General features: G+C 61.9%; 12 protein-coding genes. 1 reads left to right on the top strand and 11 read right to left on the bottom strand.

What is annotated here, in order from left to right:
- Positions 1 to 26: 26 nt before the first annotated feature.
- The 7 genes from BW967_RS02470 to recA form a co-directional block, all read right to left on the bottom strand.
- Positions 27 to 788, bottom strand: a complete 762-nt coding sequence (locus BW967_RS02470) for a squalene/phytoene synthase family protein (RefSeq protein WP_076483426.1) — start codon at positions 786 to 788, stop codon at positions 27 to 29.
- Entirely contained in the window at positions 785 to 2407 is a 1623-nt protein-coding gene (cimA, locus tag BW967_RS02465; protein ID WP_076483425.1) for a citramalate synthase, read from the bottom strand. The genes BW967_RS02470 and cimA overlap by 4 nt, the downstream gene beginning before the upstream one ends.
- Before the next feature lie 139 nt (positions 2408 to 2546).
- A complete protein-coding gene (gene cysS, locus BW967_RS02460) occupies positions 2547 to 3950 on the bottom strand; it encodes a cysteine--tRNA ligase (protein WP_076483424.1) in 1404 nt (467 codons plus the stop codon).
- A 165-nt stretch (positions 3951 to 4115) separates the two neighbouring features.
- Positions 4116 to 4916 (bottom strand): class II glutamine amidotransferase, encoded by an 801-nt coding sequence (locus BW967_RS02455; protein ID WP_076483423.1) that lies wholly within the window; start codon positions 4914 to 4916, stop codon positions 4116 to 4118.
- A gap of 87 nt (positions 4917 to 5003) precedes the next feature.
- Complete coding sequence (locus BW967_RS02450; protein WP_076483422.1) at positions 5004 to 5294, bottom strand: DUF1330 domain-containing protein; 291 nt, start codon at positions 5292 to 5294, stop codon at positions 5004 to 5006.
- Positions 5294 to 7951 (bottom strand): alanine--tRNA ligase, encoded by a 2658-nt coding sequence (gene alaS / locus BW967_RS02445; RefSeq protein ID WP_076483421.1) that lies wholly within the window; start codon positions 7949 to 7951, stop codon positions 5294 to 5296. The genes BW967_RS02450 and alaS overlap by 1 nt, the downstream gene beginning before the upstream one ends.
- A gap of 140 nt (positions 7952 to 8091) precedes the next feature.
- On the bottom strand, positions 8092 to 9159 hold the full coding sequence (gene recA / locus BW967_RS02440) for a recombinase RecA (protein ID WP_076483420.1): 1068 nt from the start codon (positions 9157 to 9159) through the stop codon (positions 8092 to 8094).
- A 224-nt stretch (positions 9160 to 9383) separates the two neighbouring features.
- Between recA and BW967_RS02435 the strand changes: the two genes are divergently transcribed.
- Complete coding sequence (locus tag BW967_RS02435) at positions 9384 to 9968, top strand: sulfotransferase family protein (protein WP_076483419.1); 585 nt, start codon at positions 9384 to 9386, stop codon at positions 9966 to 9968.
- Here BW967_RS02435 and BW967_RS02430 read toward each other — a convergent pair.
- The 4 genes from BW967_RS02430 to BW967_RS02415 all read right to left on the bottom strand — a co-directional run bounded on the left by BW967_RS02430 (position 9950) and on the right by BW967_RS02415 (position 16087).
- Positions 9950 to 12223: an ATP-binding response regulator gene (locus BW967_RS02430; RefSeq protein ID WP_245826415.1), complete on the bottom strand. Its 2274-nt coding sequence runs from the start codon at positions 12221 to 12223 to the stop codon at positions 9950 to 9952. The genes BW967_RS02435 and BW967_RS02430 overlap by 19 nt on opposite strands.
- A gap of 242 nt (positions 12224 to 12465) precedes the next feature.
- Complete coding sequence (locus BW967_RS02425) at positions 12466 to 13635, bottom strand: RsmB/NOP family class I SAM-dependent RNA methyltransferase (protein WP_076483596.1); 1170 nt, start codon at positions 13633 to 13635, stop codon at positions 12466 to 12468.
- Between the two features lie 4 nt (positions 13636 to 13639).
- A complete protein-coding gene (locus BW967_RS02420) occupies positions 13640 to 14869 on the bottom strand; it encodes an N-acetylmuramoyl-L-alanine amidase (RefSeq protein ID WP_076483418.1) in 1230 nt (409 codons plus the stop codon).
- A gap of 78 nt (positions 14870 to 14947) precedes the next feature.
- Complete coding sequence (locus BW967_RS02415) at positions 14948 to 16087, bottom strand: pyridoxal phosphate-dependent aminotransferase (RefSeq protein ID WP_076483595.1); 1140 nt, start codon at positions 16085 to 16087, stop codon at positions 14948 to 14950.
- Positions 16088 to 16120: the final 33 nt, after the last annotated feature.

The following is a 16120-nucleotide window of genomic DNA, read 5'->3' as shown; positions in this document are numbered from 1 at the left end:
TCACTTAAATGGCGAAATTTGGACGCCTAAGCCGCAAGCCGCGCTTTCAAAAGCGCAAAGCGACGGCTGAAGTCCGATCCGCGCAGGGTGCCTTTGGCAATCGCTTCGGGGGTGCGGGCCGCTTTTTGCAAGATCGCCCGAGCTTGCCACCCCGCCAAGGCGGCAAGCCGCGCGGGTTGATCGGCGGCTTTCAAGGCGGCTTCGGCGGCAGTGAGCCGCGCGAGCCCCTCCTTGGCCAAAGCGGCCAAGTTTTGCGGCGTCGCGCCCGATAGACCCAGACGCCCGCGCGCGGTGAGTTCGGGCTGCGCCACAAGCCAATTGGCAAGCCCCGCCGCCGCCCCATAGGCGCGCAGGCTCACCTCTGCCTCGGCCCCAAGGCTCAGCCCCAAAGCCACCATCGGTGCCCCCGCCGTGGCATCAAGGTAATCCCAAAGCCGGGCGGCATCCTCAAACGGGTCAGACCAGCAATCGGCGCGCCGCGCCTCACCGGATTCCACCATAAATTCAATCGCTTGCGGGGCGATGTTGGCAAGCGCGGGGCCAATATCATGGGGGATCTCACGCCCCTCTTTCCCCTGTGCCTCAAGCGCTTCAATCCACCATTGCAGGCGAATTTCTGCCACCATCGGCTCGGGCGAGGCCCAAGGCGCATGGGCCAGTTCCAAGTTCAGCGCATATAGCGCAAACCCCGCCGGGCGCATCGGCCCCGGCAGCGCCATCACCGCCGCGAAACGGTCCGGATCGCCGGTTTCCAGCCTTTGGGCGCAGAGGGTGACGGCATCGCTCATACCGCTTTTGCCCCGTCGCGGATCAGCTTCCATTGGATCGCATCCAAGAGCGCCTCAAACGAGGCATCCACGATGTTCGGGCTGACCCCCACGGTGGACCAACGGCTGCCCTGCCCGTCTTCGCTGTCAATGATGACCCGCGTCACCGCCTCGGTGCCGCCTTGGGTGATCCGCACGCGGAAATCGACCAGTTTGATGTCTTCTATCAGCGCCTGATAGGGGCCAAGGTCTTTCACCAGCGCTTTGGAGAGCGCGTTCACCGGGCCCCGGTCATGGCCCTCGGCATCCACACTTTCCGAAACCGAGAGCATCCGCTCGCCACCAATGGTCACCACCACCACGGCTTCGGACATGCTCACCATTTGGCCTGCGGGGTTCTTGCGCCGCTCCACCGTCACCCGGTAGCGCGTCACCTCAAAGAACTCCGGCGCCAGCCCCAAAATCCGCCGCGCGACCAGCTCAAAACTTGCCTGCGCGCCGTCATAAGCATAGCCGCGATCTTCGCGCGCTTTGATCTCGTCCAATATCTCGGCCAAGCGCGGGTCTTTGGGATCGACCGTGATCCCCATGCCCTTCAACCGCGCGCGCAGGTTCGACTGCCCGGCTTGGTTCGACATCGGAATAAGGCGGCTGTTGCCGACGCGTTCGGGCACAATATGTTCGTAAGTCGTCGGGTCTTTCAAAATCGCCGAGGCATGCAGCCCGGCCTTGTGCGCAAAAGCACTGGCCCCAACGTAAGGGGCCGAGCGCAAAGGCACCCGGTTCAAAATGTCATCCAGCTTGCGCGAGAGCCGAGTGAGCGACTTTAGCTTTTCCGTGCAAAGCCCTGTTTCGTATTTGCTTTTATAGGGTTCTTTCAGCGAAAGCGTCGCCATCAGCGTGATCAGGTTCGCATTGCCGCAGCGCTCGCCAAGCCCGTTGAGCGTGCCTTGCACCTGCCGCGCACCCGCCTCAATCGCGGCGAGCGAATTGGCCACGGCACAGCCCGTATCATCATGGGTGTGAATGCCCAAATGGGTGCCCGGCACACCGGCGGCAATCACCGCCTCGGTGCAAGCGGCCACCTCGCGCGGCAGCGCACCGCCGTTCGTGTCACAGAGCACCACCCAACGCGCGCCCGCATCATAGGCGACGCGGCAGCATTCCACGGCATAGTCGGGGTTGGCTTTGTAGCCATCAAAGAAATGCTCGGCGTCAAACAACGCCTCGCGCCCCTGCGCCACCATATGCGCAACCGAGGCGCGGATGTTGTCGAGGTTTTCTTCCAGCGTGATGCCAAGCGCGGTGGTGACATGGTAATCATGCGTCTTGCCCACCAAACAAACCGCCGGCGTGCCCGCATTCATCACCCCCGCCAGCACTTCATCATTCGCGGCAGAGCGGCCGGTGCGTTTGGTCATGCCAAAGGCGGTGAAGGTGGCGCGGGTTTGCGGGCGCGCGGCGAAAAAGTCGCTATCGGTCGGGTTCGCGCCGGGCCAGCCGCCCTCGATATAGTCAATGCCGATTTCATCCAGCGCTTCGGCAATGGCGATCTTCTCGGGCACCGAGAATTGCACGCCCTGCGTTTGCTGCCCGTCGCGGAGCGTGGTGTCGTAGAGGTAGAGGCGTTCTTTGGTCATTGCGCGCCTCCCTGCCCCGCTTCAGATCTGCGTGTCGCCCGGCGGCACGCCGGGCCGCGCCCGCCCCGCCCCCACGGGCGGGCGCGATTGCGCCCCCCCTCGGGTCGTGCGCCGCCCTTCTCACTGCCAAACAAGCGCATCACAGCCCCTCCAGCTTTGCAGCATCAAAGCCCGCACCGGGCAAAAGCTCAACGCCCGCTTTCGACATCCGTACCTCAACGCCCGCCGCCAAAAGCGCGGTTTTCATTGCATCGACGGGCGCGAAATCTTTGGTTTCCATCGCTGTCGTGCGGAGTGCGGCGAGTTTTGTGGCCAAACCCGACAGGTCCGCCTCAGGCGCGCTGGCCCATTCCGGAACACTGCGGCCCATCAACCCAAGGAACTGCAGAGTCGCGCGCAGTGTCGAAATGTCATCTGCATGTGCAAGTTGATGGCACTGAGCAATTGCCTCAGCGGTGTTCAAGTCATCTGACAAAGCCGAGATGACTGCAATGTAGGGTTCGGAGACGCCATCCAAACCTTGTTCGGCAATGCGATACCACTTGCGCAGCGTCACCTCCGCCTGCCGCGCCTTCTCGGCGGTCCAGTCCATCGGCTTGCCGTAATGGGTTTGCAAGAACACAAACCGGATCACCTCGCCCGGAATGCCTTGGTCCAGCAAATCGCGCACGGTGAAGAAATTGCCCAAGGACTTGGACATTTTCTTCCCCTCCACCTGCAACATCTCATTGTGCAGCCAGACATTCGCAAAACCGCCTTCGGGATGCGCGCAGCAGCTTTGCGCGATCTCGTTTTCATGGTGCGGGAATTGCAGATCAATGCCCCCCGCGTGGATGTCAAAGCTTGCGCCCAATAGCTCGTAGGACATGGCCGAGCATTCAATGTGCCAGCCCGGACGGCCCCGGCCCCAGGGGCTCTCCCAGCCCGGCAGATCGGCATCGGAGGGCTTCCAGAGCACAAAATCCATCGGGTCTTCTTTGAAGGGCGCAACCTCAACCCGCGCGCCCGCGATCATATCATCGACCGAACGGCCCGAGAGCGCGCCATAGTCTTTGTAAGACCGCACGCGGAAGAGCACATGGCCTTCCTTTTCATAGGCATGGCCCTTGGCGATCAGATCTTCGATCATCGCGATCATCGCCCCAATGAAATCGGTCGCGCGGGGCTCATGTGTCGGGCGCAGCGCGCCCAAAGCATCCATATCGGCATGATACCAGCCGATCGTTTCCTCGGTCCGCTGGCGGATCAACTCTTCGAGCGTCTCTATAGCCCCCGCCTCTTTGCGCGCTTGGGCCGAGGCGTTGATCTTGTCATCCACATCGGTGAAGTTGCGCACATAGGTGACACACTCTGGCCCGTAGACCTCGCGCAGCAGCCGATAGAGCACATCAATCACCACCACCGGGCGCGCATTGCCCAAATGGGCGCGGTCATAGACCGTCGGCCCGCAGAGATAGAGGCGGATATTCTCCGCATCAATCGGGGTGAAAGCTTCTTTGCGGCGGGTTTTCGAATTGTGCAGGCGGATCGCGGGTTCGGTCATGGCTTCCTCACGGGGCTCTCGCCGCGGGCTTAGCTCATTCGATCCTACATGAAAACAGAAGAACGGCCCGCGTGACTTTGGTCAGCGGCAAATCAGGCAAATGCGGGTGATCAGGGTCTTCATGGCGCTATTTAGGCGCGGGCCTTGCGCAAGGTCAAGCGGTGCTTAGGCCGCAGCCGCAGCGGCAGATTGCGGCGGGGCGAAGGGCTCAAAGCGCATCTCTTTGCCTTCAAAGATGCAAAAGGTGCCCGGGTCCACCGCCTGCCAATTGCCCTGCCCGTCTTCGAGCGGCTCAGACACCACGGCGCGGCCCTTACGGCTGCCCGACCAGCGGTGGTAAAGCGTGGGCGCATTTTCATCAGAGGCATAGCGCACCGCGTAAAGCCGCTGCCCATCGGAAAAGGCCGCCGCCAGCCGCATATGCGGGGCGGCACCTCGCTCCCGCGACAGCGCCTCTAGCCGCGCGGTGGCGCGTTCCAACGCGCCCTTGGGGTCTTCATCCAGCCCCTCGGCGAGCGCAAGCAGGAACAAAGCCTCGCTATCGGTCGCGCCCTTGCGGTGCGGGTAAAGATCATCGGGGATCAGCATTTCGCCTGCGCGCCGAAACGCATCATAGCCGCCGATCTGGCCGTTATGCATGAAGCTCCAGCGCCCCACCACGAACGGGTGGCAATTGTTGCGCGAGGTCGCCGTGCCGGTAGAGGCGCGCACATGGGCCAAAAAGAGCGGCGATTTCACCTGTGCTGTCAAAGACTTAAGGTTCGGGTCCGACCAAGCGGGCATGACATCGCGGTAAAGCCCCGGCTCGGGCCGCGCATCATACCAAGCGATGCCAAAGCCATCGGCATTGATCGCCGTGGTGCATTGCGTGGCGCACTGGCTTTGGTGGATCAGCGAATGCCCCGGTTTCGAGACGATATCTTCCAGAAAGATCGGTTGCCCAATATAGGCGGCCCAACGGCACATCTTTTGCCTCTCAAGGCGGTTGGCTCCGCCCGGTTTTAGCATTGACACATGAGTGTCACGTTAACGCTTTTCCGGGCGGAACAAAAGTCAGTCGTTTTCCTCAACCACCACCAAATCGCGCACCGAAGCGCCCTTGGCATGGGCGAGCGCGGCTTGATAGGCGTCTGAATTGTAGCAGGCGACCGCCGCCTCTAGGCTGGGGAAGCGCGCCACCACATTGCGGGCGCGGTCGTTGCCCTCAAGCTGCACGTAGCGCGTGGCGCGGGCCAAAAAGACCCCGCCATGTTCGGCAATCGCCGGCCCCGCCGCCACGGCATATTTGCCATAAGCTTCGGGGTCGAGCACTTCGACGTGGGCGATCCAAAGGGCCGAGGGCATTACACTTCCCCCGCAATCACAGCGCGCACAGCAGCCAAAGCCTCATCGGCCTTGGCGATATCGGCCCCACCGGCTTGCGCCATATCGGGGCGGCCCCCGCCCCCTTTGCCGCCAAGGGCAGCCGCCGCCGCTTTGACCAGATCGACCGCAGAGACGGTATCGGTTTTATCCGCCGTGACACCTGCCGCACAGGCCGGTTTCGCGCCGGTATCAGCAATCACCAGCACCGCGCCCGAGCCAACCTTCTCTTTCAGGCTGTCCACCAGCGCGGGCAGGTCTTTGCCCGACACGCCCGAAACCACCTGAGCAATGAAGCGCAAGCCATTGATTTCTTCAACTTCCGGGCCACCCGCCGCGCCGCCGCCCATGGCCAATTCACGGCGCAGTTGCGCCACTTCATTGGCAAGCGCTTTGCGTTCTTCGGCCAAGGCCTTCACGCGCTCGGCCACATCGGCGGGGGCGGTTTTCAACACACCTGCCACTTCGGAAAGCCGCGCGTTTTGGGTTTTGAGGTAATCAAGCGCGGCTTGGCCGGTCAGCGCTTCAAACCGGCGCACACCGGCCGAGGAGGCACTGTCGCCAAGCGCGACAAAGGCACCAATATCGCCCGTGCGCGCCACATGGGTGCCGCCGCAGAGTTCAAGCGAATAGGTCTTGCCGTCTTGGCCTTTGCCCGAGCCGAGCAATTCGCCCATCGAGACGACGCGCACCTCATCGCCGTATTTCTCCCCGAAGAGCGCCTGCGCGCCCAGACCGCGCGCATCATCAGGCGTCATGATCCGGGTTTCCACGGCGGTGTTTTGGCGGATGAAGCTGTTCACCTCGGCCTCGACCTGCTCCAGCTCTTCGGCGCTCATCGCTTTGGCGTGGCTAAAGTCAAACCGCAGCCGATCCTCGGCATTGAGCGAGCCTTTTTGCGCGACATGGTCGCCAAGCGCACGGCGCAGCGCCTCATGCAGCAGGTGGGTGGCGGAGTGGTTGGCGCGAATGGCGCTGCGGCGGGCATGGTCCACCTCCAGTTTCGCGGGTTGGCCTTTGGCCACCTTGCCCGAAACCACCTCGCCGATGTGAATGAACACCCCCGCCACTTTCTTGGTGTCGGTGATTTTCACCTCGGCGGTTTCGGTGCGGATGATCCCGCTATCGCCGACCTGACCGCCCGACTCGCCGTAAAACGGCGTTTGGTTCACCACGATCTGCACCGTGCCTGTGGCCTCGGCCACTTCCGCGCCGTCTTGCACCAGCGTCAGAATTTGGCCCTCGGCGGTTTCGGTATCGTAGCCAAGGAATTCGGTCACGCCTTTGGCTTCGGCAATCTCAAACCAAATGCGCGCATCGCTCGCCTCACCCGAGCCGGACCAAGCCGCGCGGGCTTTGGCTTTTTGCTCGGCCATCGCGGCATCAAAGCCATCGGTATCGACGGTGCGGCCCTTTTCGCGCAAAGCATCTTGGGTCAGGTCAAGCGGGAAGCCATAGGTATCATAGAGCTTAAACGCTGCTGCACCCGGCAGTTCCGCCCCATCAGGCAGCGCGGAAAGTTCATCATCCAGCAACTTCAAACCGCGATCGAGCGTGACCTTGAAGCGGGTTTCCTCGAGCTTCAGGGTTTCTTCGATCAGCGCTTGCGCACGGCTCAGTTCCGGGAAGGCCGCGCCCATCTGGCGCACGAGCGCGGGGACGAGCTTGTGCATCACCGGATCTTTCGCGCCAAGCATATGCGCGTGGCGCGCGGCGCGGCGCAGGATGCGGCGCAGCACATAGCCCCGGCCATCGTTCGAGGGCATGACGCCATCAGCAATCAAGAAGGCGGTCGAACGCAAATGGTCGGCAATCACGCGGTGGTGCACTTTGCCCGGGCCATCGGGGTCTGCCGAGGTGGCATGGGCCGAGGCCTCGATTAGGCTGCGCATCAAATCGGTGTCGTAGTTGTCGTGCTTGCCTTGTAGCAGCGCGCCGATCCGCTCAAGCCCCATGCCCGTGTCGATCGACTGCATATCGAGCGCGCGCATCGAGCCATCTTCGAACTGCTCGTTTTGCATGAAAACGAGGTTCCAAATCTCGATGAAGCGATCGCCGTCTTCCTCGGCGGAGCCGGGCGGGCCACCCCAGATATGATCGCCATGATCATAGAAAATCTCGGTGCAGGGGCCGCAAGGCCCGGTCGGCCCCATTTGCCAGAAGTTGTCTTTGGTGGCGATGCGGATGATCCGGTCATCGGTCAGACCGGCAACTTTTTTCCAGATCTCCGCCGCTTCATCATCGGTGTGATAGACGGTGACCAGCAGCTTTTCTTTCGGGATATCAAAGTCTTTGGTCAGCAATTCCCAAGCAAAGGGGATCGCGCCTTCTTTGAAGTAATCGCCAAAAGAGAAGTTGCCGAGCATCTCAAAAAACGTGTGGTGGCGCGCGGTATAGCCAACGTTATCAAGGTCATTGTGCTTGCCACCGGCACGGACGCATTTTTGCGAGGTCGTGGCGCGGACATAGTCGCGTTTTTCCACCCCGGTGAAGCAGTTTTTGAACTGCACCATCCCGGAGTTGGTGAACATCAGCGTCGGGTCGTTGCGCGGCACGAGCGGCGAGCTTTCCACCACCTTGTGACCGTTCTTTTCAAACGAGCCGAGGAAGGTGGAGCGAATATCGTTGAGGCTGGGCATGGGCGGGCCTTTTTTGCAGATTTCCCCCCGTTTAGCGATGCTTCCCGGCCCTGTCCAGAAAGCAAAACGGCCGGGACGCCCCCGGCCGTTTCAACGCGGCATCGTGCCGCCTGTCTAAGCTGCGCGCCGCAGGACGGCGCTTATTCTTCGGTCAGATCATCGTCGCCCGGCGGCACGTCAAAATCGAGCCCGTGGCTGGCGCGGATCTTGTCTTCGATCTCATAGGCAATATCGGGGTTGTCGCGCAGGAACTGCTTGGCGTTTTCACGCCCCTGCCCGATCCGCTCATCACCGAACGAATACCAAGCACCCGATTTGGCCACGATCCCGGCCTTCACGCCAAGATCAACCAATTCACCGACCTTCGAGATGCCTTCGCCGTATAGAATATCAAATTCCACTTCGCGGAACGGCGGAGCGACCTTGTTCTTCACCACTTTGACGCGGGTCTGGTTGCCGATCACCTCGTCACGATCCTTGATCGCGCCGGTGCGGCGGATATCAAGGCGCACGGAGGCGTAGAATTTCAGCGCGTTCCCGCCCGAGGTGGTTTCAGGCGAGCCGAACATCACGCCGATCTTCATGCGGATCTGGTTGATGAAGATCACCATGCAATTCGAGCGGCCAATCGAGGCGGTGAGCTTGCGCATCGCCTGAGACATCAGCCGCGCCTGGGCACCAACCGTGGCATCGCCCATATCGCCCTCAATCTCGGCGCGGGGTGTCAGCGCCGCGACCGAGTCCACGACCACAAGGCTCACCGCGCCCGAGCGCACCAGCGTATCGACGATTTCAAGCGCTTGTTCGCCGGTGTCGGGCTGCGAGATCAGCAGCTCATCCAGGTTCACGCCCAGCTTCTTGGCGTAATAGGGGTCAAGCGCGTGTTCGGCATCCACAAAGGCGCAAACCCCGCCCTTCTTTTGCTCTTCAGCAATGCAATGCAGCGTCAGCGTGGTTTTGCCCGAGCTTTCCGGCCCGTAAATCTCCACAATCCGGCCCTTGGGCAGACCGCCAATGCCAAGCGCGATATCAAGGCCAAGCGAGCCGGTCGAGGTCGCCTCGATCTCAGGCGGCGGGTTATCGCCACCGAGCTTCATTATCGAGCCTTTACCGAACTGGCGCTCGATCTGCGCGAGCGCCGATTCCAGCGCCTTATGCTTGTCTGCCTTGCTTTTGTCGTTCATCTCAATAAGGCCTGCCGTTGCCATTTCTCGTCCCCTTATCCCACAGCGCAAGCCGGGCGTCCATCGGCCCAGGGGCGCTTTTTGTTCCCATCTTGTTCTCATCCATATGAGCACAAAAGGGAAACATTGCAATCAAATTGTGAGAACAAATATTGAACAAACAGGGTTAAGGAAAGGTTACCAAGACCGCGGGCTTTACCCCAGACCGCCGGAAGCCTATGCAAGACCCATTCGGAAAAGGGTCTATCATGTTGATTTTCTGGGATCAGCGCTTGGTCTTTTTGGCCACCCCAAAGACGGGATCAACAGCGGTCGAGGTCGCGCTCGACTCGCTTGCTTCGGTCACAATCCAGCGCCCCGCGCCCTTCAAACATATGCCCGCACAAGATTTTCAAGCCACGCTGGCGCCTTGGCTTGCAGCGCAAGCGGGGGCGCCTTTCACCACCCTTGCGCTGATGCGCGAACCGGTTGAATGGCTGCGCTCGTGGTATCGCTTCCGGGTAGAAGAGGCTCACGAGCCCGCCGTTGCCGCGCAAAGCTTTGAGGCCTTTGCCCGCGCCTATATGGAAACGCGCAGCACCCTTCGGGCGGAAATTGGCAGCCAAGCCGCGCATCTCTGCGGGGCCGATGGCACCCCGGCAGTGGATCGAATCTTTCGCTATGAAGAGATCGACACTTTTGTACAGTTCTTGGAAGATCGGCTAGATTGCGCGATCACCCTGCCCCGCGTGAATGTGCCCGCTGCGGCGGATACCGAGATTTCGCCCGAAACACTTGCCGCGCTGCGCGAAGCCCTCGCCGCCGACTTTGCGCTTTACGACAGCTTGGCCTGAGCCTCCGCCTCGTCCTCTTGGCTTTCGACCGGCTCTGCCGCCCCTGCACCAGCCCGCGCCGCCAGTTTACGCGCCCGCCGCGCGATCTGGTTTTGCACCGTCGCGGTGAGTTCGCTCAGCGAGAAAGGCTTCGGCAAGAAGACCGAATTCGGCATCGGCGGACGGCCTTCCCGGAACACATCCTCCGCATAGCCCGAAACGAAGACCACCGGCACATCGGGGCGTGCTTTCAGTGCCTCGGCCACCCATGTCGGGCCATCCATGCCGGGCATGATCACATCCGTCACGAAGACATCGAAAGACAGGCTTTCATCTTCCAAGATGCGCAGCGCCTCCTCGGCGTTTTCGGCTTCAAAAACGGTATAGCCGCGCAATTTGAGCGCCCGCGACGCAAAAGCCCGCACCGGCGCCTCATCCTCAACCAGCAACACTTTGGAGGTGGGGTTTTCTTCAATTTGCGGCAGATCCATCGGCGTGACGGTCGGCTCCGGTTCCAACTCACCCCGCTGTCCATGCGCGGGCAGGAAAAGCGTGAAAGAGGTGCCAGAGCCCAGAACCGAGTCACAGAAGATATAGCCTCCGGTTTGCTTGACGATCCCGTAAGCGGTGGAAAGCCCAAGCCCCGTGCCTTCCCCCGGCTTTTTGGTGGTGAAGAACGGTTCAAAGATTTTGCCGAGTTTATCGGGCGCGATCCCGACCCCTTCATCGGTCACTTTCACGACAACATAATCGCCCTTCGGCACTGCGGCACGGTCGCGCTTCAGGTCTTCCAGCAAGCGCATATTCTCAGTTTCAATGCGAATTTCACCGCCGCCGGGCATAGCGTCGCGCGCATTGACCACCAAGTTCATGATCACCTGTTCCAGCTGACGCCGATCTGCGCGGATCAGCGCAAGGCCCGGATCATGCATCAAGGTGAGCATGATCTTTTCGCCGGTCAAACGGTTCAAAAGATGGGTCAAATCAGACAGCGTATCGCGCAGATCCATGATCCGCGGTTTCAGCGTTTGCTTGCGCGAAAAGGCCAGAAGCTGCCCCACAAGCGAGGCGGCACGGTTCGCGTTTTGGCTGATCTGGTCAAGATCGGTGTAATCCGGGTCGCCCTTTTCATGGCGCAGCATGAGCAAATCGCAATGCCCAGAAATGGCCGTCAGAAGGTTGTTGAAATCATGCGCAACACCCCCCGCAAGCTGGCCAATCGCCTGCATCTTCTGGCTTTGCACAAACTGCCCTTCGAGCGTTTTAAGCTGTGTCGCATCCGAAAGAACGGCAATCAGCCCGGCGCGACCTTCCTCAATCACCCGGCTCAGCGTGACTTGTAAGAACACCTCGCGGTCACCGCGATGCGCGCGCAACACCTCGGGGCGGCGATCGGTACGGCCCGCAACAGCATCGGCGACCCAATCTTCAACCGGGCGGCCAAGCCCTTCAAAAAGCTCACACAACCGCGAACCGGGGGAAATTTGGCCCAACAACCCACGCGCGGCGCGGTTTACCTCAAACACGCGACCATCGACATTGAGCCGCATCAGCGCCACCGGCAGGCTTTCAAACGCCGCCGGGTCATGCGTTGCCGGACGACCGGGCGCCACCGGCATCAGATAAATCTCGTCACGCCCGCCCGCGCCCTCGATCTGCGCCACCATGCAGCGCACCGGGCCTTCGGAGGTGGTGATCTCCTGCTCCTCGCCGGAGCGGATCGGCAATTCGGTAAAGATACGGTCGAGCGTGCGGACACGTTCGCCCACCAAGCGCCGCAGCGCCTCGTTCATAAACAAAATCGTGCCCGTTTTCGACACGGTCAGCATCGGCAAAGACAGGGTCTCGCCACCGCGGCCCCCTACGGCGCGTTCGGCCATGTCTTCCAGCCGCCACAGATATCCGCCGCCATCGACCCGATGCACCGAAAGCCTTACATGGCCGCGCCGGGTCACCAAATCTTCCCGGGCCGCGCCAAGCGCTTCAGCCTTGGACTGGAGCCGCGCGAGCATCGCCCCCGGATTTGCAAACAACTCCCCCAAGGCGCGCGCCAAAGTTTGCCCGCTGCGTGAGCCAAACCGCTCAATCGCGGCGCGGTTTTGCGCGCCAATCTCGCCTTCGGCATCGGTGGTGAAAGAGGGCGACGCGTCATGGGCGATGAACGCCGCAAGCGCATCTTGCATCGTGTCTTTACTTTGCGCGATCTGGCGTTGCGCAAGCTTTGCCAGCACCGCCAGCAAAAGGAAGCTGCCCGCCACCGAGATAAGCACGGTCATCAGCACCTGATCCTTCACGAAATAAGCGCCGACGCCAGCACAGATGGCCAGCACCAGAAGATAAATCGCCCCCGGAGCGATTAACGCGGCCGTGCGACCGATGGGCTGCAAGGTTTGGTCGGGGTGCGCCACGGATGTCTTCCTTTCCAGAATCGCCTCCTCGCATTGCGAGACATTTCGGTTAAAGCCTAGTTAACAAATACCCAACGCAACCTAAAGATGTGCAAATCTTCAGGATCTATTTAGATCCGAGAGAGCACAGCCCCAAAAAAACCATCCGCCCCATCGCAGGGCGTCAACCGCAGATGCGCCGTGCTTTCCCAGCCGCCGCGCGCCGCGAAAGCCGCGATTTGCGCCGCATTCTCAACATCGAGAAGCGAACAGGTCATGTAGCAAAGCCGCCCCCCCGGCGCGACAAGGCCCGCCGCATGGGAGAGGATCTCGGCTTGCAAGGCAACCAATTCGGCCAAACGCGCGGGCGTCAGCCGCCATTTCGCCTCTGGCGTGCGCCGCCACGTGCCCGCGCCCGAACAGGGCGCATCGACCAGCACCAGATCATATTGCCCTGTGACCTTGCCCGGTTCGGCCAAGGTGATTTTGGCCCCGGCGCGTTTGGCGCGCGGCGCAATATCGCGCATCCGCCCGGCGTCAATATCATGCGCGGTGATCTGCGCTTTGGGGAAGGCCGCCGCCAGCGCCAGCGCCTTGCCACCGCCACCCGCACAATAGTCGAGCACGCGCGCACCGGGGGCAAGATCGACAAGCTGTAGCATCGCTTGCGAGGCGGCGTCTTGCAGCTCAACCAACCCCTGCGCATAGGCTTGGCTTTGCGCAATTTTGCGCGCGCCTGCGGTGACCTCTAACGCCGTGTCAGCCAGCGGATGCGGTTGAGTTTCAATCCCCTCTGTAGCCAAAACCTGTGCGGCACCGTCTCGGGTGGTTTTGGCAAGGTTTGCACGCAAAAACACCGGCGCGCGAGCCTGCATCGCCTCGGAAACGGGCGCGAAATCCGCCCCAAGATCGGCGCGCAATTGCGGCAAAAGCCACTCCGGCCAATCGCTTGTGAACAGGTCTTCGCGCGGCGGCGCGGGGCTGGCCAGATGCTTAGCCTCATCCGCAGTCAAAGCCGCAGGCGCATGGCCTTCGCCGGTGAAAAGCGCAGTTGCATCGCGCCCCTCGGCCCGGCATAGGCCCAAGATCAACCCGCGCCCCGTGAGTGCCCCACCAAGGGCGGCAAAACTGCCCCGGCAGCGCAACGCATCAAACACATGGTCGCGCACAGCGGCGCGGTCGCCCGAGCCTGCATAGCGGTTGGCGCGGGCCCAATTGGTCAGCGCGCGTTCCGCGGGGGCGCCTTCCAAAATGGCATCCAGAAGGTCGATGGCGGCGGCAAGGCGGGCGGCGGGCGTCATCGGATCACTGCCGCAACAGTCGCGCTTCGGCGGCATCGGCCTCGGCCCAGCGTTGCACCCCGGCCACCAAGGCAGCCGCCATTTCGGCGCGCCATTCCGGGTCGTGCAAACGCGCCCGGTCCACTTCAGAAGACATGAATCCCAACTCCACCAAAGCTGAGGGAATATCGGGCGAACGCAGCACCGCGAAATCCGCCCCTTGCACCGGGTGGCGATGCATGCGCAACCCCGCCCCTTTAATCGCGCCCGAAAGCACCTGACCCAGCCGCACCACGCGCGGTTGGGTTTCAAGGCGGGCAAGGTCCATCAGCACCCCCGCCACGGCATCATCATGGCCTTCCAGATCGACGCCCGCCAAGAGGTCCGACCGATCATGACGCTCGGCCAGTTTGCGCGCGGCTTCATCGGATGCCGCCTCGTCAAAGAGATAAAGCGTTGCGCCCATCGCCTCCCCCTCGGCCAAAGCATCGGCATGAAGCGAGATCATCAGATCCGCGCCAAAGGCATGGGCGGCGGTTATGCGTTCCTCTAGCGGCACGAAAATATCTTCTTCGCGAGTCATCGCGACTTCCATGCCCGCGCGGGTCATCGCCTCTTTCAGCATCCGTGCGAAGGTCAGCACCAGCACGGCTTCCGAATAACCCTCCACCTCGGCACCGGGGTCAATGCCACCGTGACCGGGGTCAAGCATCACCCGCAAGGGCCGGGTGCCATCTTGGCGCGTAAGCAATGCCCCCGTGGGCGCGGGCTGCGGCAAATCCCACAGCGCCGATTGCGCGGCGCCTTGGCGGGCTTCAAATTCCGTCGCAGTGGTGCGCTCGAGCACAATATGCAGTTCGGGCAAGCTGCCACTTTCGGTGCCCGTCCGCTCTTCGGCGGAAACAAGCTTCACCGGGCCATTCAATTCCGCGACAAAGCGCGACCAACCCGCGCGAAAGCGCCCCCAGCGGATATCGCCCAAAAGCCCGCGTCTTTCATAGTCTTCCGGCTTCGCCCCAGCAAAATCCACCTCGCGGAAATCCACCACCAAGCGTGGCGGATCATCCAGCAAAAACGCCCGAAACGGCACCGGCTGGCTCAGCCCCAGCGTGATTTCAGTTTTACTGGCAGAGGGTTGCGCGACAAAACTCCGATCAGCCTCCAGCCGCGCCAAAGCCGAAAGCTCGGGCGCTTGCGCGCCCACCGACCCGGCAAGCGCGATCAGCACCGCAAGGGGGGAAAGAAGATGTCTCATGCCTGCTCCGCGGGACTTAGCGCCCGTTTGGCCCGACTATAGCGCAACCGGAGCGCGACGGGAATCCCCCCTAAAGGCTTAGCGCGCCGCCATAAACGCGGTGAGGCGCGCAAGCCCTTCTTCAATATCCGCCGTCGCCCGCGCATAGGAAAAGCGCAGAGTGGTGTGCCCCCGCGCCGGGTCAAAATCGAGCCCCGGCGTCACCGCCACACCCACCTTTTCCAAAATCTCTGCCGCCAAGGCGCGGCTGTCTTGGGTAATCTCGGACACATCCGCATAGATGTAAAACGCGCCATCGGGCGGGGCGATCTTGTCAAAGCCCGCTTTCGGCAGACCCTCCAACATCAGCTTGCGGTTGGCGGCATAAACGGCGCAGTTCGCCTCTAGCTCATCGGTGGCCTCAAGCGCCCCAAGCGCGGCCACTTGGCTCGCATGGGGTGGGCAGATGAACATATTCTGCGCCAGCCGTTCAACGGTGCGAATATGGTCCTCGGGCACAACCATCCAGCCCACGCGCCAACCGGTCATCGAGAAGTATTTCGAAAACGAGTTGATCACATAGGCCTCGTTGCCGATTTCCAGCGCCGTGGTGGCGCGGCCCTCATACTGCAACCCGTGATAGATCTCGTCTGACACAAAGCCCAAGCCACGCTCCGCCGCCGCCCCCATCAGCGCCGCGAGTTCTGGCTTGCCCAGCATCGTGCCCGACGGGTTGCCCGGCGAGGCCACAATTAGCCCTTGCACATCTTCGGGAATTTCCGAAGGCACGGGCTGATAACGATTTTCTGGCTTGGTGAGCAGATCCACCGGGGTGACTGACATCGCCCGCAAAATCTGCCGATAGCTGGGGTAGCCCGGCGCGCCCAAAGCGACCCGATCCCCCGCATCAAAAAGCGCAGAGAAGGCCAGAAGAAACGCGCCCGATGAGCCCGGCGTCACCACCACACGGGCCGGGTCAAGATCGACCCCATACCAGCGCGCATAAAGATCAGCGATGCCCCGGCGCAATTCCGGCAAACCAAGCGCCACCGTATAACCCAAGCTGTCGCGCTCCAGCGCCGCGGCAAGCGCCTTGCGGGCAGCGGCGGGCGCGGGCGTTGAGGGTTGGCCCACCTCCATGTGGATGATGTGCCGCCCCGCCGCCTCGGCGGCATTTGCGGCCTCCATCACATCCATCACGATGAAGGCATCGACCTGACCACGGTTGGACATACGCATAGCGGCTTCCTTTCCTTTGCGCTTGGGATAGGC

This window comes from Rhodobacter aestuarii (genome assembly GCF_900156655.1).
GTDB lineage: Bacteria > Pseudomonadota > Alphaproteobacteria > Rhodobacterales > Rhodobacteraceae > Rhodobacter > Rhodobacter aestuarii.
This window is presented reverse-complemented; position numbering and strand designations above follow the sequence as displayed.

Coding starts and splice junctions, on each gene's coding strand:
- BW967_RS02470 (WP_076483426.1), bottom strand. CDS start 788: ATGAGCGATGCCGTCACCCTCTGCGCCCAAAGGCTGGAAACCGGCGAT.
- cimA (WP_076483425.1), bottom strand. CDS start 2,407: ATGACCAAAGAACGCCTCTACCTCTACGACACCACGCTCCGCGACGGG.
- cysS (WP_076483424.1), bottom strand. CDS start 3,950: ATGACCGAACCCGCGATCCGCCTGCACAATTCGAAAACCCGCCGCAAA.
- BW967_RS02455 (WP_076483423.1), bottom strand. CDS start 4,916: ATGTGCCGTTGGGCCGCCTATATTGGGCAACCGATCTTTCTGGAAGAT.
- BW967_RS02450 (WP_076483422.1), bottom strand. CDS start 5,294: ATGCCCTCGGCCCTTTGGATCGCCCACGTCGAAGTGCTCGACCCCGAA.
- alaS (WP_076483421.1), bottom strand. CDS start 7,951: ATGCCCAGCCTCAACGATATTCGCTCCACCTTCCTCGGCTCGTTTGAA.
- recA (WP_076483420.1), bottom strand. CDS start 9,159: ATGGCAACGGCAGGCCTTATTGAGATGAACGACAAAAGCAAGGCAGAC.
- BW967_RS02435 (WP_076483419.1), top strand. CDS start 9,384: ATGTTGATTTTCTGGGATCAGCGCTTGGTCTTTTTGGCCACCCCAAAG.
- BW967_RS02430 (WP_245826415.1), bottom strand. CDS start 12,223: ATGACCGTGCTTATCTCGGTGGCGGGCAGCTTCCTTTTGCTGGCGGTG.
- BW967_RS02425 (WP_076483596.1), bottom strand. CDS start 13,635: ATGACGCCCGCCGCCCGCCTTGCCGCCGCCATCGACCTTCTGGATGCC.
- BW967_RS02420 (WP_076483418.1), bottom strand. CDS start 14,869: ATGAGACATCTTCTTTCCCCCCTTGCGGTGCTGATCGCGCTTGCCGGG.
- BW967_RS02415 (WP_076483595.1), bottom strand. CDS start 16,087: ATGCGTATGTCCAACCGTGGTCAGGTCGATGCCTTCATCGTGATGGAT.